The organism is Sulfuritalea sp. (assembly GCF_031426875.1).
In the GTDB taxonomy this organism is placed as follows: domain Bacteria; phylum Pseudomonadota; class Gammaproteobacteria; order Burkholderiales; family Rhodocyclaceae; genus Sulfuritalea.
The window spans coordinates 122,014-141,625 of record NZ_JASJPC010000019.1 but is presented as its reverse complement, the minus strand read 5'-3'; the positions used below and the strand labels follow the sequence as shown (position 1 = coordinate 141,625).

The 19,612-nt window shown below is 64.1% G+C and carries 17 protein-coding genes; 9 read left to right on the top strand and 8 right to left on the bottom strand.

Translation table 11 applies throughout. The features are described 5' to 3' along the window. The first annotated feature begins 88 nt into the window (after positions 1-88). The 3 genes from RMO95_RS08990 to RMO95_RS08980 are packed head-to-tail and all read left to right on the top strand — an operon-like array spanning position 89 to position 2,757. Complete coding sequence (locus RMO95_RS08990) at positions 89-1,495, top strand: S41 family peptidase (RefSeq protein ID WP_310450276.1); 1,407 nt, start codon at positions 89-91, stop codon at positions 1,493-1,495. Positions 1,496-1,519: 24 nt separating this feature from the next. Next, positions 1,520-1,993 (top strand): hypothetical protein, encoded by a 474-nt coding sequence (locus RMO95_RS08985; RefSeq protein ID WP_310450275.1) that lies wholly within the window; start codon positions 1,520-1,522, stop codon positions 1,991-1,993. Between the two features lie 8 nt (positions 1,994-2,001). Further along, positions 2,002-2,757 (top strand): molybdopterin-synthase adenylyltransferase MoeB, encoded by a 756-nt coding sequence (locus tag RMO95_RS08980; protein WP_310450274.1) that lies wholly within the window; start codon positions 2,002-2,004, stop codon positions 2,755-2,757. A gap of 118 nt (positions 2,758-2,875) precedes the next feature. On the opposite strand, the gene RMO95_RS08975 is transcribed toward RMO95_RS08980, so the two are convergent. From RMO95_RS08975 to RMO95_RS08955, 5 genes are all read right to left on the bottom strand, one after another. Continuing rightward, positions 2,876-3,247 carry a hypothetical protein gene (locus RMO95_RS08975; protein WP_310450273.1) on the bottom strand — a complete coding sequence of 124 codons (372 nt, stop codon included), beginning with the start codon at positions 3,245-3,247 and terminating at the stop codon, positions 2,876-2,878. Beyond that, positions 3,240-4,307, bottom strand: coding sequence for a bifunctional diaminohydroxyphosphoribosylaminopyrimidine deaminase/5-amino-6-(5-phosphoribosylamino)uracil reductase RibD (gene ribD / locus RMO95_RS08970; RefSeq protein ID WP_310450328.1), 1,068 nt, complete (start codon positions 4,305-4,307; stop codon positions 3,240-3,242). The genes RMO95_RS08975 and ribD overlap by 8 nt, the downstream gene beginning before the upstream one ends. 159 nt (positions 4,308-4,466) lie before the next feature. Further along, complete coding sequence (gene nrdR, locus RMO95_RS08965; protein ID WP_310450272.1) at positions 4,467-4,940, bottom strand: transcriptional regulator NrdR; 474 nt, start codon at positions 4,938-4,940, stop codon at positions 4,467-4,469. Between the two features lie 21 nt (positions 4,941-4,961). Next, positions 4,962-6,206: a serine hydroxymethyltransferase gene (gene glyA / locus RMO95_RS08960; RefSeq protein ID WP_310450271.1), complete on the bottom strand. Its 1,245-nt coding sequence runs from the start codon at positions 6,204-6,206 to the stop codon at positions 4,962-4,964. A 70-nt stretch (positions 6,207-6,276) separates the two neighbouring features. Beyond that, a complete protein-coding gene (locus RMO95_RS08955; RefSeq protein WP_310450270.1) occupies positions 6,277-6,921 on the bottom strand; it encodes a histidine phosphatase family protein in 645 nt (214 codons plus the stop codon). A gap of 151 nt (positions 6,922-7,072) precedes the next feature. On the opposite strand from RMO95_RS08955, the gene RMO95_RS08950 reads away from it, so the two are divergent. Both RMO95_RS08950 and RMO95_RS08945 read left to right on the top strand, forming a co-directional pair. Continuing rightward, complete coding sequence (locus RMO95_RS08950) at positions 7,073-8,509, top strand: sigma 54-interacting transcriptional regulator (RefSeq protein WP_310450269.1); 1,437 nt, start codon at positions 7,073-7,075, stop codon at positions 8,507-8,509. 234 nt (positions 8,510-8,743) lie between these two features. Next, positions 8,744-10,768, top strand: coding sequence for an acyl CoA:acetate/3-ketoacid CoA transferase (locus RMO95_RS08945; protein WP_310450268.1), 2,025 nt, complete (start codon positions 8,744-8,746; stop codon positions 10,766-10,768). A gap of 76 nt (positions 10,769-10,844) precedes the next feature. On the opposite strand, the gene RMO95_RS08940 is transcribed toward RMO95_RS08945, so the two are convergent. Continuing rightward, positions 10,845-11,540, bottom strand: a complete 696-nt coding sequence (locus RMO95_RS08940) for a FadR/GntR family transcriptional regulator (protein ID WP_310450267.1) — start codon at positions 11,538-11,540, stop codon at positions 10,845-10,847. A 354-nt stretch (positions 11,541-11,894) separates the two neighbouring features. On the opposite strand from RMO95_RS08940, the gene RMO95_RS08935 reads away from it, so the two are divergent. The 3 genes from RMO95_RS08935 (at position 11,895) to RMO95_RS08925 (ending at position 15,509) form a co-directional block, all read left to right on the top strand. After that, entirely contained in the window at positions 11,895-12,560 is a 666-nt protein-coding gene (locus RMO95_RS08935; RefSeq protein WP_310450266.1) for a TRAP transporter small permease subunit, read from the top strand. Continuing rightward, positions 12,557-14,308 (top strand): TRAP transporter large permease subunit, encoded by a 1,752-nt coding sequence (locus RMO95_RS08930; protein WP_310450265.1) that lies wholly within the window; start codon positions 12,557-12,559, stop codon positions 14,306-14,308. The genes RMO95_RS08935 and RMO95_RS08930 overlap by 4 nt, the downstream gene beginning before the upstream one ends. 82 nt (positions 14,309-14,390) lie before the next feature. After that, positions 14,391-15,509: a TRAP transporter substrate-binding protein gene (locus RMO95_RS08925; RefSeq protein WP_310450264.1), complete on the top strand. Its 1,119-nt coding sequence runs from the start codon at positions 14,391-14,393 to the stop codon at positions 15,507-15,509. Between the two features lie 232 nt (positions 15,510-15,741). On the opposite strand, the gene RMO95_RS08920 is transcribed toward RMO95_RS08925, so the two are convergent. Continuing rightward, positions 15,742-16,833, bottom strand: a complete 1,092-nt coding sequence (locus RMO95_RS08920) for a class I SAM-dependent methyltransferase (protein WP_310450263.1) — start codon at positions 16,831-16,833, stop codon at positions 15,742-15,744. A gap of 241 nt (positions 16,834-17,074) precedes the next feature. On the opposite strand from RMO95_RS08920, the gene RMO95_RS08915 reads away from it, so the two are divergent. Beyond that, on the top strand, positions 17,075-18,415 hold the full coding sequence (locus RMO95_RS08915) for a fused MFS/spermidine synthase (RefSeq protein ID WP_310450262.1): 1,341 nt from the start codon (positions 17,075-17,077) through the stop codon (positions 18,413-18,415). 226 nt (positions 18,416-18,641) lie between these two features. Here RMO95_RS08915 and RMO95_RS08910 read toward each other — a convergent pair whose 3' ends face one another. Beyond that, the gene (locus RMO95_RS08910; RefSeq protein WP_310450261.1) at positions 18,642-19,532 is read right to left on the bottom strand and encodes a dienelactone hydrolase family protein; all 891 of its coding nucleotides are present in this window, start codon (positions 19,530-19,532) and stop codon (positions 18,642-18,644) included. Between the last annotated feature and the right edge of the window lie 80 nt (positions 19,533-19,612).

The following is a 19,612-nucleotide window of genomic DNA, read 5'->3' as shown; positions in this document are numbered from 1 at the left end:
AGCGTAGCGAGCCAACCAGTAGCCCCCGCCCGGGCGGGGGATGGGGGGTGGGGGTGTTCAAATTGCCTTTGTGTCCTTCGGAGTTCCTATGAGCAGCAAGCTGCAACAAGTGGGTCTGGTAGTCACCGGTCTGATTGCCGGCGTATTGGTGAGTCTGAATTTTTCCGCCAGCGCCGGCAAGGACGCCGCCACGTCGGCCCTGCCGATCGAAGAGTTGCGCAGTTTCGCCGATGTCTACAACGCCATCAAGCAAGGCTATGTCGAACCGGTCGATGACAAGAAGCTGATCACCCATGCCATCAGCGGCATGCTGGCCAATCTCGATCCGCATTCGGCCTACCTGGACGCGGACTCGTTCAAGGACCTGCAGGTCAGCACTCAGGGAGAATTCGGCGGACTCGGCATCGAGGTCGGCATGGAAGACGGCTTCGTCAAGGTGGTGGCGCCGATCGAGGACACGCCGGCGCACAAGGCCGGGCTGAAACCCGGCGACCTGATCATCAAGATCGACGACACGCCGGTCAAGGGCATTTCGCTGAACGACGCCGTGAAGAAGATGCGCGGCAAGCCGAAAACCCAGATCCGGCTCACCATCGTGCGCAAGGGTGAGATGAAGCCTTTCGAAGTCACGCTGACGCGCGAGAAGATCAAGGTGCAGAGCGTCAAGTCGAAACTGCTCGAAGGCGGCTACGGTTATTTGCGGGTCACCCAGTTCCAGGAAGAGACCGCACCCGACGTGGTCAGGCACCTGGAGAAGTTGGCAAAGGCGGACCAGGAAGCCAAGGGCACCGGCATCAAGGGTCTGGTGCTCGATCTGCGCAACGATCCCGGCGGCCTGCTCAACGGTGCGGTCGGCGTTTCTGCCGCCTTCCTGCCGCCGCAGACCCTGGTCACCTCGACCGACGGCCGCACCGAGGATGCCAAGCGGCGTTACCTGGCGAGCCCGGACGACTACCAGCGCGGCCACAAGGACGATTTCATGAAGAACCTGCCGGCTTACGCCAGGACCACGCCCATGGTGGTGCTGGTCAATGCCGGTTCGGCCTCGGCCTCGGAAATCGTCGCCGGCGCGCTGCAGGACCACAAGCGGGCCGTCGTGATGGGCACCCAGACCTTCGGCAAGGGTTCGGTGCAAACCGTGCTGCCGCTGTCCAACAATGCCGCGATCAAGCTCACCACCGCGCGCTATTTCACGCCCTCGGGCCGCTCGATCCAGGCCAAGGGCATCACGCCCGACATCATCGTCGAGGAAAGCGCCAACGGCGGATCGCGCGAACGCATACGCGAGGCCGATCTTGAGCGCCATCTCGGCAACGACAAGGAAAAGGCCGCGGAGCCGGCTGCGCCGAAGCCGCAGACCAAGAGCGACAAGAAAGGCAAACCCGACGACGCGGAAGAGTCGCCGCACGCGCCGATGGAATTTGCCTCGCCGAAGGACTATCAACTGGGGCAGGCCGTGAATCTGCTCAAAGCCTGGCAGATCATCAAGCGCTGAGGCGGGACGCGAGCGATGAGCCGGATGAACCCCGAAAAGGCCCGCGAGTTGCGCGATGAAAAGCGCGACGGCAAGCCGCGCCAGCGTCCTGCCGCCTTCGTTCCGCAACCCGGCACGCGCAAGCACCGCGAACTGCGCTTCGACCACCAGCATCCGGAACATGTCGAGGAGGCGCGCAAGCTGCTGGCCGGACTCGATGGCATGGAAATCGATACCGGGTTGGCGCCCTACAGCCTGTCGATCTGGTACGAGATCAGCGATTACTCGCTCGAAGGCCTCGAAGCTGCGCTGACGCGCCAGGGCTTTCATCTCGACAACAGCATGTACAGCAAGCTGATGCGGACCGTGGTGTACTTCTGCGAAGAAACCCAGATGCGCAACATGCGCGTGCCCGAGCGCCTGATCAAGAAATCGCATGAGATATATTCCAAGGCCTGGGAGCATCACCCGCACGGCGACCACGACGAAACGCCGCCCGAGTTGAGACAGGAACGCTAGGCGCTGCCGTGACCGACGAGCAACTGCTGCGTTATAGCCGCCACATCCTACTGCCGCAAATCGGCATCGAGGGTCAGGAGAACATCGTCGAGGCGCGCGCCCTGGTCATCGGCGCCGGCGGCCTGGGGTCACCCGCCGCCTACTACCTGGCCTCGGCCGGCATCGGTACCCTGGTGCTGGCCGACGGCGACACGGTCGACCTGACCAATTTGCAGCGCCAGATCCTGCATCGCACCGACTCCATTGGCATGACCAAGACCGCCTCGGCCGAACGCACGCTGGGCGAGATCAACCCCGAATGCCATGTGGTCGCCCTCAATGAGCGCCTATCCGGACAGCGCCTGGACGAGGAAGTCGCGCTGGCCGACATCGTGCTCGACTGTTGCGACAACTTTGCCACGCGTCACGCCGTCAATCGCGCCTGCGTCAAGTTCCGCAAACCGCTGGTTTCGGGCGCCGCGATCCGTTTCGACGGCCAGGTCGCGGTGTTCGATTCACGCCAGGCGGACGCACCCTGCTACCACTGCCTGTTCCCGGAAGGACAGGATGTCGAGGAAGTGCGCTGCGCCGTGATGGGCGTGTTCGCGCCGCTGACCGGCATCATCGGCACGGTGCAGGCGGCCGAAGCGCTCAAGCTGGTGATCGGCTGCGGCACCAGCCTCGCCGGGCGCCTGCTGCTGCTCGACGGCCTGGGCATGGAGTGGCGCGAAATCCGCGTGCCGCGAGATCCGGGCTGCGTGGTGTGCGGGAAGATTGCCGAGTAATACAAAAACCATGAATTCAGCCACAGAGATCACAGAGGACACAGAGAAAGCCTTGTGCTGTTGATCTTCCTCTGTGATCTCTGTGTCCTCTGTGGCTAATGGTTTTGGGGGTTGTCCATCAGAACAGCTGACGATGCCGGTAGCGTCCCGGCGCGTGACTGAGCGCGACCGAGAAGGCCAGCACGAACCAGAACAAGGGCAGGCGCCCGGGCTCCCAGAGCACCAGCAAGCCGACCAGCGCAATCTTCAACAGGGTGCCCAGGCCCTTGGCCTGGCGGAAGTAAAGCGGATTGGCCCAGGCGTCGAGGGCGACGATGCCGAGCCCCGAGACCAGCATCAGGCCGCCCCACCGCTCGGCACCTCCGGCACCGGCCAGCACCACCGCCGAAATCCCGGCCAGGCCGACGATGTGAAACACGCGCAGAATGTTGATCAGCAGACCGCGGCCGGGGAAATCGCGATGGCCGTCGTCGTCCTTTTGGCTACGCAAGGCGGGCCCGGATGCGCAAGTCGGCGCCGACGACGCGGCGCTCGATGATGTTGAGCCGCTGCACGCCGGCCAGATCGGTCAGTTCCGCCAGGCCGAACATGCCGCGCGCAGCATCGCCGATCAGGATCGGCGCCTGGTAGATCAGCAGTTCATCGACACAGCCTTCGCGCAGCAACGAGCCGTTGAGCCGGGTCCCGGCTTCGGCCAGCACTTCGTTGATGCCGCGCCTGCCCAGTTCCTGCAGCAGGCCGGCGAGATCGACCTTGCCCTGGGAGTTGGGCAGAATCACGATTTCGGCGCCGCGCGCCTTCAAGGCCGCACTGCGCACCGGATTGTCCTGGGCCGCGGCGATCAGCGCATTGCCGCCGTCCAGCACGGCGGCATCGAGCGGCGTTTCGAGCCGGCTGTCGATCACCACGCGCAGCGGCTGGCGGGTGGTCGGTACCTCGCGCACGGTGAGCCGCGGATTGTCGTCCTTCACCGTGCCGATGCCGGTCAGCACCGCGCAGGATCGCGCGCGCCAGGCGTGGGCATCGCGGCGGGCAGCCGGACCGGTGATCCATTGCGAGACACCGTTGTTGAGCGCGGTCTTGCCGTCCAGGCTGGCCGCCACTTTCAGGCGCAGCCAGGGCCGGCCGCGCGTCATGCGCGAGACGAAGCCGATGTTGAGTTCATGGGCTTCGCTCGCCAGCAGTCCGCTGGCGACATCGATGCCGGCCGCCGCCAGCTTCGCCAGGCCCTGCCCGGCCACCAGCGGATTCGGGTCCTGCATCGCCACCACCACGCGCGCAACACCGGCGGCGATCAGCGCGTCGGCGCAGGGCGGCGTGCGGCCGAAATGGCTGCAGGGCTCCAGCGTGACATAGGCGGTGGCGCCCCGCGCCGAGTCGCCAGCGCCAACTATTGCGGCGATCGCCGCGGCTTCGGCATGCGGCAGTCCGGCCTTTTCATGCCAGCCCTCGCCTATGACGTTGCCATCGCGAACCATGACGCAGCCGACGCGGGGATTGGGAGTGGTGCTGTACAGGCCGCGCTGCGCCAGTTGCAGCGCACGCGCCATGAAGCCGTGGTCGGCGGCCGAAAAGCTCACTGGACTACCCTCCCCCCGGCCCCCTCGCCAAGCGAGGGGGTGACGGCGGTGCGCCGCTGCGCGGCTTCGTGGATGGGCTGCGCCCTCCTTGGGGCGGCCCGGCGGAGTGCGCTCATCTGCCGCAGTCCATCACACTTTGGCCCGGGGCTGCCGCGGCTTCTTGATTTCGCGGATCGCGTCGGAAAACTCGTCGACATCCTCGAAATTGCGATACACCGAGGCGAAGCGGATGTAGGCCACCTTGTCGAGCTTCTTCAGCTCGCGCATCACCAACTCGCCGATGCGGTCCGAGGCGACTTCACGCAGCGCCAGTTGCACCAGCTTTTCCTCGATGCGATCGAGCGCCAGGTCGATGCTCTCGGTGGTGACGGGGCGCTTCCTCATCGCCAGCATCATGCTGGCCTTGAGCTTGTCGCGGTCGTAATCGGTGCGGCTGCCATTCTTCTTCACCACCTGCGGCAGTTGCAGTTCCACCCGCTCGTAAGTGGTGAAGCGCTTGTCGCAGGACAGGCAGCGACGACGACGGCGCACCGTGTCGCCGTCCTCGTTCTCGCGGGTGTCAACGACCTGGGTGTTCGGCTCGGCGCAATACGGGCACTTCATGGCCGGCTCCGCCGCTGCGGCTCAACCGTAAACCGGGAACTTCTTGCACATCACCGACACCTCGCCGCGCACGCGTTCCAGCACCGCTTCGTCATGCGGCGCGTCGAGCACGTCGGCGATCAGGTTGGCCACCTGCTCGGCTTCGATCTCGGTGAAGCCGCGGGTGGTCATGGCCGGCGTGCCGAGACGGATGCCGGAGGTCACGAAGGGCTTCTGCGGATCGTTGGGAATGGCGTTCTTGTTGACTGTCAGATGGGCGCGGCCCAGCGCCGCCTCGGCGTCCTTGCCGGTGATGTTCTTGGCCTGCAGGTCGACCAGGAACACATGCGACTCGGTGCGTCCGGACACGATGCGCAGGCCGCGGCTTTTCAATACCTTGGCCATGACCTGGGCGTTGTCGATCACCTGCTCCTGGTAGTCGCGAAACTCGGAGGTCATCGCCTCCTTCAGTGCCACCGCCTTGGCGGCGATGACATGCTCCAGCGGTCCGCCCTGAATGCCGGGGAAGATCGCCGAGTTGATCGCCTTTTCGTGTTCGGCGCGCATCAGGATCAGGCCGCCGCGCGGACCGCGCAGGGTCTTGTGCGTGGTGGTGGTGACGACATCGGCGTGGGGTATCGGATTCGGGTAGAAGCCGGCGGCGACTAGGCCGGCATAGTGGGCCATGTCCACCATGAAGATGGCGCCGACCGCCTTGGCCACCTTGGCGAAGCGTTCGAAGTCGATCTTGAGGGCGTAGGCCGAGGCGCCGGCGATGATCAGCCTGGGCTTGTGCTCGTGCGCCAGCCTTTCCATCTCCGCGTAGTCGATTTCTTCATTTTCGTCGAGACCGTAAGGCACGATGTTGAACCACTTGCCGCTGATGTTGAGCGGCATGCCGTGGGTCAGGTGGCCGCCCATGGCCAGGTTCATGCCGAGGATGGTGTCGCCGGGCTTGAGGAAGGCAAAGAACACCGCCTGGTTGGCCTGCGAGCCGGAGTTGGGCTGGACGTTGGCCGCGTCGGCGCCAAACAGCTTTTTCGCACGATCGATGGCCAGTTGCTCGACGACGTCCACGTTCTCGCAACCGCCGTAGTAACGCTTGCCCGGATAGCCTTCGGCATACTTGTTGGTCAGCTGCGAGCCCTGCGCTTCCATCACGGGCCACGACACGTAATTCTCGGAAGCGATCAGCTCGATGTGGTCTTCCTGGCGGCGGTTCTCGTTCTGAATGGCGGCCCAGAGTTCGGGATCGCTCTTGGCGAGGGTGTTCTGCTTGGCAAACATGGCGGAATCCGGAGAGGGATGGGAAGGCGCGGATTTTAGCACCCGTGCCCGATGCCCCGCCAGTTGCAACCTAGCCCGTAAGCTCGTCGAGCGCCCGGGTCAAATGACTGCAGTCGGCCCACGCAAGCAGCCGCCAGCCATGGTCGTCGCGTTCCAGCCAGTTGAAGGCGGCATTCGCCACCGGGAAATCGCGCGCAGCGTCGAGCGCCCGGCCGGTGGCGGCGCGATAGGCGACATCCAGCACGCCGCCGTGGGTGAAGGCCAACACGCTCTGTCCGGCGTGGCGCGCGGCGAGCGCATCGAGCCCGCCCATTACGCGTGCCGCAAAATCCACCAGGGATTCGCCGGTCTCGTAGTCATGGTCCGGCGTCCGTGCCAGATGATGACGATGCACCTCCGGATGCCGCAGACTGGCTTCGTCCAGGGTAGCGCCCTGCAGCACCCCGAAATGCCGTTCGCGCAGAGTTGGCGCTGGCGCCACGGCGAGGCCGAGACCTGCCGTGGCGATCTGCGCCGTGCGCCAGGCGCGCAGCAAGTCGCTGCTGTAGATCGCGGCGAAGCCCTGCTGCGCCAGCCCCGGCCGCAAGGCCCGGGCCTGGGCTTCGCCGCTCGCATTGAGATCGATGTCGATCTGCCCCTGAATCCGTCGCTCGCCATTCCAGTCGGTCTCGCCGTGACGAACGAGGCAGAATCGGGTACGCGGTGTATTTGGCATGAGCGGTATTCTACCGTTCCGCCAACGGGGGACTCATCCTCATGCACACCCGCATTGCCGCAAGAGCACGGGACCGGTTTCTGCTTATAGTGTCGCGAAAACATCGCCCGCCCTGCGTAGGGAATCGGGCTGGAGGAAAGGAATGCAAACCATGTCATCGCCGCCCACGGGAATCACCTCGGCCACACCGCTGGCCGCCAGTGAAGCCGAGCATCTGCTGAAGATAGCCACCGAATCGCTGCTCGGTCATTTTGCGGAAATCTGCGAGGGCGCCGTCATCGTCGACCGCCATGCGCGCATCGTATGGATGAATGACCGCTACCCCAAGCGACTCGGCGTTACCGACCCCGCCGCCGCCATCGGCCGGCCGGTGGAGAGCATCCTGCCCAACAGCCTGATGCGCGAAGTGGTCGAAACCGGGCGCCCGATCATGCTCGACATCATGGACTTCGGCGAGGAGTCCTTCGTCGTCGTGCGGCTGCCCTTGCGCGACAAAGCCGGCACGGTGATCGGCGGCATCGGCCTGATGCTGCTCGACGACGCCATGGGTCTGGCGCCTCTGGTCTCGCGCTTCAACCGCCTCAAGGTCGACTTTGCCGACTCCCAGCGCCGACTGGCCGAGGCGCGGCGGGCGAAATACACGCTATCGAGCATCGTGGGAACGTCGGACGCCTGCGTCGCACTCAAGCAGCAGGCGCGGCGTGCCGCCCGCACCCGCGCCCCCGTGCTGATCCAGGGCGAGACCGGAACCGGCAAGGAGCTGCTGGCGCATGCCATCCACAATGCCAGCCAGCGCGCCGACAAGGCCTTCGTCGCGGTGAACATCGCGGCAATACCCGACACGCTGCTCGAATCGGAGTTCTTCGGTACCGCGCCCGGCGCATATACCGGCGCCGACCGCAAGGGACGCGACGGCAAGTTCAAGCTCGCCGACGGCGGCACCTTGTTCCTCGACGAAATCGGCGACATGTCCGGCGCGCTCCAGGCCAAGTTGCTGCGCGTGCTGCAGGAAGGTGAATTCGAAGCCCTGGGTTCCAACCGCCTGGTGCCGGTCGACGTGCGCATCGTCGCTGCCACCAGCCGCGACCTGGAGGCCGAGATCGAGGCAGGACGCTTCCGCACCGATCTCTACTACCGCTTGAATGTCGTCACCTTGTCGATGCCGCCGTTGCGCGAGCGACTCGCCGACCTGCCGTTGCTGTGCGAGCATATGCTTGAAACACAATGCCATGAACTCGGCCTGCCGTTGCGTGAAATCTCGCCCGAGGCACTGCAGTCGCTTTACCGGCACGCCTGGCCGGGCAACGTCCGCGAATTGCAGAACGTACTCGAGCGGGCGCAGATGATGAGCGACGGAGAAGTCCTGACACCCGCCGATATCGATGCCGTCCTGCCCATCGCCAGAGCCGCCCCGGCTGCCGCCGACCCTGTCGGCCTCGGCCTTGCCGGGGCGATCGCGGAAGCGGAGCGGGCCGCCATCCGCAAGGCGCTCACCGCATGTGGCGGCAACAAGGCACGCGCCGCCGTCGAGCTAGGCATTTCGCGTACCTCGCTCTACGAAAAAATCGCGCTGCTCGGTCTGGGCTGACAGCGGCGCCGTTTCGAGCGCAGGGTGTTCGCTGCGCCGTACCAACTGTTCGGCCAAGCGAACACTTACCCATCCCGGTCGCCGCCGGTCGGTCTCGGTAACTCGTTTCCCCCGGTATTTCGGGGCATGGCCCACTCCTTGCGTTAGCTCGCGAACCCCGACCATTCCGATCGATGCCTGGGGCGAATACTGCGGCAACTATCCGCGCCGGCTTTTCGATCCGAGGAATACGTCTTGGCCCAGCATCCGCTCATCGCATCCTTGCGCGCCGCCGATACCGGCAAGATCGTCACCGCGCGCCAAGCCGTGCAACTGATCCGCGACGGCGACACCGTCGCCACCAGCGGCTTTGTCGGCATCGGCTTTGCCGAAAACATCGCCGTCGCGCTCGAAGCGCTTTTCCTCGAAGAAGATGAAGCAGACATCGATGGCCTCGGCCGGCCCCGAAACCTGACGCTGGTGTATGCCGCCGGGCAAGGCGACGGACTGGCGCGCGGCCTGAACCACCTCGGCCACGACGGCCTCGTCAAGCGCGTGATAGGCGGTCATTGGGGTCTGGTGCCGAAGCTGCAGCAACTCGCGGTGGCCAACCGCATCGAAGCCTGGAACCTGCCCCAAGGCGTGATCTGCCACTTGTTCCGCGACATTGCCGCCGGCAAGCCCGGCACGCTGACCCGCGTCGGACTCGATACCTTCGTCGATCCGCGCCACGGCGGCGGCAAGCTCAACGAGATGACCATCGGCAGCGGTGTGGATCTGGTCCGCCTGATGGAAATCGACGGCGAGGAATACCTCTTCTACAAGGCCTTCCCGATCAACGTCGGCATCATTCGCGGCACCACGGCAGATTCCGCGGGCAACATCACCATGGAGAAGGAAGCATTGACGCTGGAAGCTCAGGCCATCGCGATGGCCGCGCACAACTCGGGCGGAATCGTCATCGCCCAGGTCGAGCGCATCGCCGAAAGAAATACCCTGAACCCGCGGCAGGTGAAGATCCCCGGCGTGCTGGTGGATTGTGTGGTGGTCGCGGAAAAGCCCGAGTACCACATGCAAACCTTCATCGAGGCCTATAGTCCGGCATTTTCAGGCGAAATCCGCGTACCGATGGCGCCCTCGTTCGGCAACGACGCGCCGATGGCGATGGACGAGCGCAAGATCATCGCCCGGCGCGCGGCAATGGAACTGGCGGCCAACAGCGTGGTGAATCTCGGCATCGGCATGCCGGAGGGAATCGCCTCGGTCGCGGCGGAAGAAAAGATCATCGACCTCATCACGCTCACCGCGGAGCCTGGAGTGATCGGCGGCATACCGGCAGGTGGCCTCAACTTCGGCGCCGCAACCAACACCGAGGCGATCCTGGATCAGCCCAGCCAGTTCGATTTCTACGATGGCGGCGGGCTCGATATCGCCTTTCTCGGACTGGCCCAGGCCGACCGCGAAGGCAACCTCAATGTGTCGAAATTCGGACCCAAGCTGGCCGGCGCCGGCGGCTTCATCAACATCAGCCAGAACGCCAGGAAAGTGGTGTTCGTCGGCACCTTCACCGCCGGCAAGCTGCAAATTGCCCTTGAGGCGGGCTGCCTTCGGATTCTCGCCGACGGCAAGGCCAGGAAGTTCGTGCAGGAAGTCGAGCAGCGCAGTTTCAGCGGCCGGGTTGCCGCCCGCAGCGGCAAGACCGTGCTCTACATCACGGAACGCTGCGTTTTCCGCTTGTGCAAAGAGGGCCTGGAACTGATCGAGGTAGCTCCCGGCGTGGATATCGAGCATGACATCCTGGCACGCATGGAGTTCGCCCCCATCCTGCGCCGCGAGCCGACGCTGATGGATGCGCGCATCTTCGCTCCCGGCCCGATGGGCCTGCGCAGCCAAATCTTGGAGATGCCGATAGAAGACCGCTTGAGCTACGACTCGGAGCAGAATATATTCTTCGTCAATTTCGAGGGGATGTCGGTGCGTACCGCGGAAGACGTCGACCGCGTGCTGCGCGCCGTGGAAGGCCGCCTGGCGCCGATCGGACACAAGGTGGCGGCGATCGTGAATTACGATCGCTTCAGCATTGCGCCGGAACTGATCGACGACTATACGGGAATGGTCAAGGGCCTCATGGACCGCCACTACAGCGAGGTGACGCGCTATACCGCGAGCGCCTTCCTGCGTGCCAAGCTCGGTGAGTCCTTCGGCAAGCGCGTGACCGACTCCAACTTCTTCGAAACCCGAACCGAAGCCCAGCAGCACCTCCAGGCAAGGGGACGGTAAACCGATGCAAACCCGCACTGCAAATCGGAGATCGCCATCGGCCCTGGGCGCCCCGCGTGGTGCAGCGGCGGATCGATCAGGACTTGTGGCGGGCGTCGCTGCGCAGCATGCGGCTGAGATTCTGGCGCACAAAACCGATGTGGTCGGCCGCCACGTCCCGCGCCTGTTCGGCGTCGCCTTGTTCGATGGCCCGCCACACCGCGCGATGCTGGTCGAGCAGGTTCTCCTTCGCCGCCGGCACCTGCATCAATTCGCTGAGGTTGCGCCGCAGATTGTCGCGCAGCAGCCGCAGCAGACTGGCGGTCAAGTGGCCGACGATGACGTTATGCGAGGCCTCGGCAATCGTCTGATGAAATGCCAGATCGGTATCCACCTGGGCATCCAGATCGCTTCCGGCAAAAGCTTCCTCAAGCTGCGCCAGCCTCAGGCGGACGCGCTCGCGGTCGGCCGCGGTGGCGCGGCGCGCGGCACATTCCGCCGCGCGGGCCTCCAGCATGTGGCGAAACTCGAGCAGATCGTCATGGACGGCCGGATGGTCGCGGAGAATTTCCTCCCACGGATTGGCGAAGCTCGTATCGAGCCGGTCGGTGACAAAGGTGCCGCCCCCCTGCCGGCTTTCCAGCAGACCCCGCGCCACCAGCTTCTGGATGGCTTCCCGCAACGAAGCCCGCGAGACCCCCAGTTGCGCAGACAATTCACGTTCGGAAGGCAGGCGATCGCCGGGCTTGAGTCCTCCTTCAAGCATCCGCCGCTCAATCTCGCGCGCAACCACATCGGCGAGTCGCGGCGCTATCATTTTTCCGTCCATTTTTTCAATATAACATTGGTCTGACCAAGATATCAACTAGAGCATATTGACCTGGAAGTTTCCGTGACCTCGCTTGACAACGCCGATTGCGGCCGTTAACATAAAAAACCTTGGTCTGACCAATGATCCATTGATGACGGTTCACCGATTGGATGCAGCGTCCAAACGCCTTGGTCACCCGCTGCAAAACACGTCTGAAATCAAGGAGAAGTTCTTGAATCAACGAATGCTGAAAGCTCAGGTTAATATAGTTCCAGTCATCAAAAGAAAAACACTGCGCGCACGGCGCGACAGATGTGCAACTCGGGAGATTCGTGCATGAATGCCTTGCTCAAGCTGTCGCGACTGATTGACGGCCTCAACGAACGCATCGGCCGCAACCTGATGTGGCTGGTGCTTTTCGCGGTGCTTATTTCCGCCGTCAACGCCGTGGTGCGCAAGGCCTTCGACATGAGCTCGAACGCCTTCCTCGAAATCCAGTGGTATTTGTTCGCCGCCGTGGTCCTGCTCGGCTCCGCTTACACCATGCTGCGCCAGGGCCATGTCAAGATCGACGTCATCGTCGGGCACTTCTCCAAGCGCACCCAGATCATTGTCGAATGCGTCGGCATCGTCTTCTTCCTGCTGCCTTTCGTCTATAAGGTCAATGAGCTGGTCTGGCCGCTGGTCATTCAGGCCTATAACAGCGGCGAAATGTCGCAGAATGCCGGCGGCCTGATCCGCTGGCCGGTCTACGCCCTGGTCCCGGCCGGCTTCATATTGCTCGGCCTGCAGGGCCTCTCGGAACTGATCAAGCGCATCGGCTTCCTGACGGGAGTGGCGGTCGATCCCACCCAGCCGGTGCAAACCAAGACGGCCGAAGAAGAACTGGCCGAAGAAATCCTCAAACATCAAGTCGCCCCCGAAGTGATCGGGCGTGTCGAGGACGCAATCGACATGGTGTCCGATCAAAGCCGAAATGGCGGCAGCGGGAGCACGAAATGATCGAAATTCTCCAGCACAATCTGGCGCCGATCATGTTCGGCGGCCTGATCATTTTCCTGCTGATGGGCTACTCGGTGGCCTTCTCGCTGGCGGCCTGCGGCCTGTTCTTCGGCTGGCTCGGCGTCGAACTCGGCCTGCTGCCGCACTCCCTGCTGCAAGCGCTGCCCTTGCGTATCTTCGGCATCATGCAGAACGACACCCTGCTGGCGATTCCCTTCTTCACCTTCATGGGCCTGATCCTCGAACGCTCGGGCATGGCCGAGGACCTGCTCGACACCATCGGCCAGCTGTTCGGGCCGATCCGCGGCGGCCTGGCTTATGCGGTCATCTTCGTCGGCGCCATGCTCGCCGCGACCACCGGCGTGGTGGCCGCCTCGGTGATTTCGATGGGTCTGATCTCGCTGCCGATCATGCTGCGCTACGGCTATGACCGCCGCATCGCTTCGGGCGTGATCGCCGCCTCGGGCACGCTGGCGCAGATCATCCCGCCCTCACTGGTGCTGATCGTGATCGCCGACCAACTCGGTCGCAGCGTCGGCGACCTGTATGCCGGCGCCTTCATCCCCGGCTTCGTCCTCACCGGCCTCTATGTCGGCTTCGTGTTCCTCGTCAGCATGGTCAAGCCGGCCTATGTCCCGGCCCTGCCGCTGGAAGCCCGCACCATCCGCGAGGACAACGGCACCGCCGGTCTGCCTTCGGTGCTGGCGCTGGTCGTCGTTTCCACCGCTGCCGCGATCGCCTACGCCAAGACGCGGCCGGCGGAAACGCCGACCGACGAACTGATCGTGGTCTCGATGTGCGTCGGCGTCGGCATCGCCTTCGCGCTGGCCGTGCTTAACCGCGTGACCAAGATGGGCCTGCTCTCGCGTATGGCCGAACGCGTGACCTTCGTCCTGATCCCGCCGCTGGCGCTGATCTTCCTGGTGCTCGGCACCATCTTCCTCGGCATCGCGACGCCGACCGAGGGCGGCGCCATGGGCGCCACCGGCGCGCTGATCATGGCCATGTCGCGCCGCCGCCTGAACCTGAACCTGATGAAGCAGGCCATGGACGCGACCATGAAACTGTCCTGCTTCGTCGTCTTCATCCTGCTCGGCGCCACGGTATTCAGCCTGACCTTCCAGGCCGTCGATGGCTCGATCTGGGTCGAGCACCTGCTTACCGGCCTGCCCGGCGGCCAGATCGGCTTCCTGATCGTGGTGAACCTGCTGGTCTTTTTCCTGGCCTTCTTCCTCGACTTCTTCGAACTGGCCTTCATCGTGATTCCCCTGCTGGGGCCGGTGGCGGAGAAGCTGGGCATCGACCTGGTCTGGTTCGGTGTACTGATGGCGGTGAACATGCAGACATCGTTCATGCATCCGCCCTTCGGCTTCGCGCTGTTCTACCTGCGCAGCGTGGCGCCGCACAACGAGTACATCGACCGGTTGACCAAGAAAACCATCCCGCCGGTCACCACCACCCAGATATATTGGGGTGCGGTGCCCTTCGTCATCATCCAGGTGATCATGGTAGGCATCATCATCGCCTTCCCGCAACTGGTCACCGGCAGTGCCGAAGCACCGAACGCCGCCGCGGAGACCATCCAGCTGGAGGCGCCGCCCGCGACCGAACAGGATGCGCCGGCCGACGGCAACGACAAGGCAACAGAAGGCAAGGAAGAAACCGAGGAGGCCAAGGCGGAGCGCGAGAAGGAAGAGGAGGAAGACCCGGCAAAAGCTTTGCAGCAGTCGATCGACAAGGGCAAGTAAGAAAAAAGTTGTGGTGTAGTATCCGGCGGCAGGCCATTCCGGCCCCGCCGTTTTGGTTAAACAACGTCGAGGAGATTCATACATGGAACGTCGCAAATTTCTGCAAAACGCCGGTATCGCCGGCATCCTGGCTGCCGGTGTCGCACCGGCGGTCCATGCCCAAGGCGCGCCCACCATCCGCTGGCGCCTGGCATCGAGCTTCCCCAAGGCGCTCGATACCATTTTTGGCGCGGCCGATGTCTTTTCGAAGACGGTCTCCGAGGCTACCGGCGGCAAGTTCACCATTTCGATTCATGCCGGCGGCGAACTGATGCCCCCCTTCGGCGTGGTGGATGGCGTGCAGCAGGGCACCGTCGAGTGTGCCCACACCGCCCCGTACTACTTCTTCGGCAAGGACGACACCTTCGCCATCGACTGCGCGATTCCCTTCGGCCTCAACAGCCGCCAGATGACCGCCTGGATGTACGAAGGCAACGGCCTCAAGCTACTGCGTGAGTTCTACAAGAACTACAACATCGTCAATTTCCCGATGGGCAACACGGGCGCACAGATGGGCGGCTGGTACCGCAAGGAGATCAAGACCCTGGCCGACATCAAGGGCCTCAAGATGCGCATCGGCGGCTTCGGCGGCAAGGTGCTGTCGGCCATCGGCGGCGTGCCGCAGAACATCCCCGGCGGCGAGATCTATCAGGCCCTGGAAAAAGGCACCATCGACGCCACCGAGTGGGTCGGCCCCTACGACGACGAGAAACTCGGCTTCGTCAAGGTCGCCAAGCACTACTACTATCCGGGCTGGTGGGAGGGCGGTCCGCAGCTCTCGCTCTACGTCAACCAGAAGGCCTACGACTCGCTGCCGGCCGATTACAAGGCGATCCTCGCCGCCGCCGCATCGCATGCCCACGTCGACATGCAGGCCAAGTACGACGCGAAAAACCCGGCGGCCCTCAAGCGCCTGGTATCTTCCGGCGCCAAGCTGCACCAGTTCGACAAGACCATCCTGATGGCCGCCCATGACGCAGCGATGGCGCTTTACTCCGACCTGTCGGCCAAGAACCCGGCCTGGAAGAAGGTCTACGAGGACTATGCCGCATTCCGCGACGAGCAGCACCTCTGGTTCCGTTTTGCCGAAGCCGGCTTCGACAACTTCATGCAAAGCGGTCGCTTCGCTTCCAAGGCCAAGGCGGCGCCGAAGAAGAAGTAAGACAGAGTCAATCCGGTCATCGAGTACCGGAACCCGATAACAAACCCCGCTTCATGCGGGGTTTGTTTTTATGTCCGCACTGGAAGTGCGGACGGTATCCCCCGGTGGGATATGTCTCGACCAAAGGGAGAGACGGTATCCCCTGGCGGGATTGCCGGCGCTCGTCCCACCGGGGGATACCGTCCCTTCGGGACATAAGGCGCTTTCCCCGGCACGCAGAGCGCGACGCTCGTCAGCGCAACGCGAGACGCCAGAGCGAGGTCAGCTCCGCGGCGCGTGCGGCGTGCAACGGGTCGCTGCGGTCCGCGCTGCGCGGATGGCTCGGCTTGGCATCGAGCCGCCCCACCCGTCGCAGGCCGCCCGCATCGAAGGCCGCCAGCAGTTCGTCGCGGGTGCGCAGGCCCAGGTGTTCGGCAAGATCGGAGAGCACCAGCCAAGCCTCACCGCCCGGCGCCAGATGTGCCGCAAGGCCGCCAATGAATCCCATCAGCATGCGACTGTCGGGGTCATAGACCGCACGCTCCAGCGGCGAAGCGGCGCGGGCCGGCAACCAGGGCGGATTGCAGACGATCAGCGGCGCGCGCCCCGGCGGGAACAGGTCGGCGGCGATCACTTCGACTCGGTCCGCGAGGTCGAGTCGCGCCAGGTTTTCGACGGCACAGGCCAGCGCGCGCGGGTCCTGGTCGGTGGCGACAACGCGGGCCACACCCCGCTGCGCCAGCAGCGCGGCCAGCACGCCGGTGCCGGTACCGATGTCGAAGGCGAGCGTGCATGCCGCCGGCAGGGGTGCCGCGGCCACCAGATCGACATACTCGCCGCGCACCGGGGCAAACACGCCGTAATGCGGATGAATGCGCGCACCGAGCGCCGGCACCGCGACACCCTTCTTGCGCCACTCGTGGGCGCCGATCAGGCCCAGCAGCTCGCGCAGCGAGGCGACAAAAGGTCCGGCGGCCGGGCCATAGGCCGCGGCACATGCCTCGCGCACGTCGGGCGCGCGGCGCAGCGGCACCACGTAATCGTCGTCGAAGGGCAGCAGCAGCATGCCCAGCGTGCGCGCGCGCTGCGACTGTGCCAGCCGATAGCGATGAAAGGCTTCGGCGGCGGTCGCTGGCTCCGCGGGCGCCCGGCGCGGCTTGCGCTCGACGCGCCGCGCCATGGCCTGCAGCAACTGGCGCGCGTTCTGGAAATCGCCGCGCCAGAGCAGCGCCGTGCCCTCGCAGGCCAGGCGATAGGCCGCATCGGCGGTGATGCGATCGTCGGCGACCACCACCTTGCCCGGCGGCGCCGTGCCGCCCTCCGAGTGCCAGCGGGCGGAACGCATTGCGCCCTGCTCGGTCCACGAAATCACCGCGGCAGGACTTGCAGCATTGACTGTCACGGGCAGGGCCTGGCTGGGAAGGACACGATGCTTACCTCGACTCAAGGGGGTGAGGCGCATGGTACGTCGCCGCCGGCGACCTGTAAATTTTCCAGCGAGGACGCCCGGGCCAGCCATGCCGCGCCGTACTGCCAGCACCAACTCTTGCGGTAAAGTCGCGATCCCTGGCACCGGTCAGCACGCAATGTCACCTCGCCTCTTGTTCACCATCGTCTTCATCGAGGGCTATTGCTCGCTCGGCGCGGAAATCGTCGCCTTGCGGCGGCTGATTCCCCACATTGGCAGTTCCATCGTGGTCACGGCGCCGACCATCGGCCTGTTCCTGCTCGCCCTCGCCCTCGGCTACCACTCCGGCAGCCGCGTGGCGGCAGACTACCGCACCGTGGTGGCGCGCAATTTCCTGATTTCCGCACTGCTGATGGGCGCCGGCCTCGCCGGCGGCAGCGTGAACGCCATCTTCGCCGGAGCCCCGGCGGGGCTGGCCTATCTCATATTCATCGGCGCGATCCTTTGCCCGCTGGCCTGGCTGCTGGGACAGACCGTGCCGATCCTGACCAACCTGATGCGCGTACAACGCAGCGGCGAGGCGGCCGGACGCGCACTCTACTGGTCCACGCTCGGCTCCTTCCTCGGCTCGGTCACACTGTCGCTGGTGGTGATGCAACTGTTCGGCGTCTGGGCCGCGGTGCTGCTCGGCGCCTGGATGCTGGTCGCCGGCGCTGCGCTGGTGCAGCGCCCGCGACCGCTGGCGGCCGGGCTGCTGATCGGTGCCGCCGCTCTCAGCGTGGCGGCCAACCTCGGTGACCGGCAGCGCGCCGATACCGCCTATGCCGATTATGCAGTCGAGCCCGTGGCGCGCGAAGGCATGCAGACGCCGCGCGCCTTCCGCGTGAACAACCAGGTCGCGTCCCTGATCGACGACAGCGAGCCGCCGCAATACGCGCGCTACGTGCAGCACCTGCGACGCATCCTGCTCGACGACCTGCGATTCAAGGAGCGCGACGTTCTGGTGCTGGGCGCCGGCGGCTTCACACTGTCGCACCGCGAACCTTTGAACCGCTATACCTACGTCGATATCGATCCGGCCATCCGCGCCATTGCCCAACGCGACTTTCTGCGCGAGCCGGCCCGCGGCGAGTTCGTCGCCACCGACGCACGCCGCTTCGTGATCGAAACCACGCGGCGCTATGACGCCGTGGTGGTGGATGTCTATAGCTCGCGCAGCTCGATTCCCGGCCATCTGGTGACGCGCGAATTCTGGCGCGACACGCGGCACGCGCTGAAGCCCGGCGGCGTGATGCTGGCCAACCTGATCCTCGACGGCCGGCTCGCCGGCAGCTACGCGCGCAACCTGCTCGCCACCATCGAAAGTGCCTACGGCCGCTGCGCGGTCGAAGTGCTGGCCAAGGCCGCCACCAGCAGCAACGTCATCGTCACCTGCTTTGCCGGCGAGACTGCCGATGCAACCCGAATCTATGTTGACGAGCGCAACCTGGCCGACATCGACAGCGCCGGTTCGCCCTGACGCCGACGCGCAGGAAACAACTTCCGAAATCGATACGCGAGAAAGTCGGCGCTGGCGACACGGCGAATGCGTGGGCGGGGAACGCCGAATCTGCATTCACCACGCCGGCGGGATGGGGCATCAACATTACGACCCGCGGCAACCGATCCGCAGCAGGCATTCGTCGGTTCAGGAAGCGGACAATCAACTTTTAGGTAAGGGGTGCCACTTGAAAAGATTTGTTTCTCTACTTCTTGCCAGCAGTCACTGACAAGAAATCAAGCACCCTCCTCCTTGAATCCTCTGTTATTTCTCTGTCATACTTATAGGTCACTCGCTCATTATTATATGCAACCTTGCTAAAACCATCCAAGTCCGAGGCATCCCAGGAATGCGTTGCTTCCGGGTACAAGTGCCACTGCACGGGTGCGCCAGACTCCTTGAGCTTTGGCAAGCGCTCAAGGCATGAAGCTGGGGGTGTTTCGTTGTCTTGCCCTCCCAGCAGCATCAAATGTGGGCGATCCGTGTCGGGCTGAAGAATCGTCACCCCCTGCGGTCTGTTCCGCGTGGGGCCCAAAGCGCAAAATCCATACACGGAGACCGTAGATGCAATCGACGGCGTGCCTGGCCGCAGGGCATTCGCCACCCCTGAGCTTGCGAGCCACGTGGCGACAAGCGCGCCTTTCGAGAATCCAAGAATTGAAATGCGCTTGCTGTCGACGTATGGGAGGGTCGCCAGATGGGCAACGCCATCGAGAGCATCCTTGATCAAGCGTGCGTTGGGGATCTGCGGCGGCGAGCCACAATCACTTCGCAGGCCACGCATGGCGTCCGGTACCAAAACAACGTAGCCGGCCTTTAATGCCACCCCCGTCCAATCGCGAATATTCTGTTTGATGCCTCCGCAGGTGTGGAAAATGACGAGAGCAGGCAGCTTCTCGCCTCCCTTTCTGTGCGGTGCAAACAAGCTGTTCGAGAGATTTGTGAATGCGCTCAGATCTCCCTTGGCATCATTGGAGAAGGAAAGATCATCGCCATCTTTAAGTTCAGCCTTAAGCGTCTCAGGCGTTCCGTACGAGAACGCAAACCCTGTCCATAGAATCGCCGCAAACACGGGGACTATTCGTATAGGTGCCATTGCGATCTCCTTCGGTATCAAATGGAAACTGGAAGACGCCCATTACGACATAGTAATGAAGAACATTTAGATGTCAATTG

Excerpts from the sequence above, each read along its gene's own strand:
- RMO95_RS08990 (WP_310450276.1), top strand. The coding sequence starts at position 89 with ATGAGCAGCAAGCTGCAACAAGTGGGTCTGGTAGTCACCGGTCTGATT.
- RMO95_RS08985 (WP_310450275.1), top strand. The coding sequence starts at position 1,520 with ATGAACCCCGAAAAGGCCCGCGAGTTGCGCGATGAAAAGCGCGACGGC.
- ribD (WP_310450328.1), bottom strand. The coding sequence starts at position 4,307 with ATGGCGCGTGCGCTGCAACTGGCGCAGCGCGGCCTGTACAGCACCACT.
- nrdR (WP_310450272.1), bottom strand. The coding sequence starts at position 4,940 with ATGAAGTGCCCGTATTGCGCCGAGCCGAACACCCAGGTCGTTGACACC.
- glyA (WP_310450271.1), bottom strand. The coding sequence starts at position 6,206 with ATGTTTGCCAAGCAGAACACCCTCGCCAAGAGCGATCCCGAACTCTGG.
- RMO95_RS08955 (WP_310450270.1), bottom strand. The coding sequence starts at position 6,921 with ATGCCAAATACACCGCGTACCCGATTCTGCCTCGTTCGTCACGGCGAG.
- RMO95_RS08950 (WP_310450269.1), top strand. The coding sequence starts at position 7,073 with ATGTCATCGCCGCCCACGGGAATCACCTCGGCCACACCGCTGGCCGCC.
- RMO95_RS08935 (WP_310450266.1), top strand. The coding sequence starts at position 11,895 with ATGAATGCCTTGCTCAAGCTGTCGCGACTGATTGACGGCCTCAACGAA.
- RMO95_RS08930 (WP_310450265.1), top strand. The coding sequence starts at position 12,557 with ATGATCGAAATTCTCCAGCACAATCTGGCGCCGATCATGTTCGGCGGC.
- RMO95_RS08925 (WP_310450264.1), top strand. The coding sequence starts at position 14,391 with ATGGAACGTCGCAAATTTCTGCAAAACGCCGGTATCGCCGGCATCCTG.
- RMO95_RS08920 (WP_310450263.1), bottom strand. The coding sequence starts at position 16,833 with ATGCGTTCCGCCCGCTGGCACTCGGAGGGCGGCACGGCGCCGCCGGGC.
- RMO95_RS08915 (WP_310450262.1), top strand. The coding sequence starts at position 17,075 with ATGTCACCTCGCCTCTTGTTCACCATCGTCTTCATCGAGGGCTATTGC.
- RMO95_RS08910 (WP_310450261.1), bottom strand. The coding sequence starts at position 19,532 with ATGGCACCTATACGAATAGTCCCCGTGTTTGCGGCGATTCTATGGACA.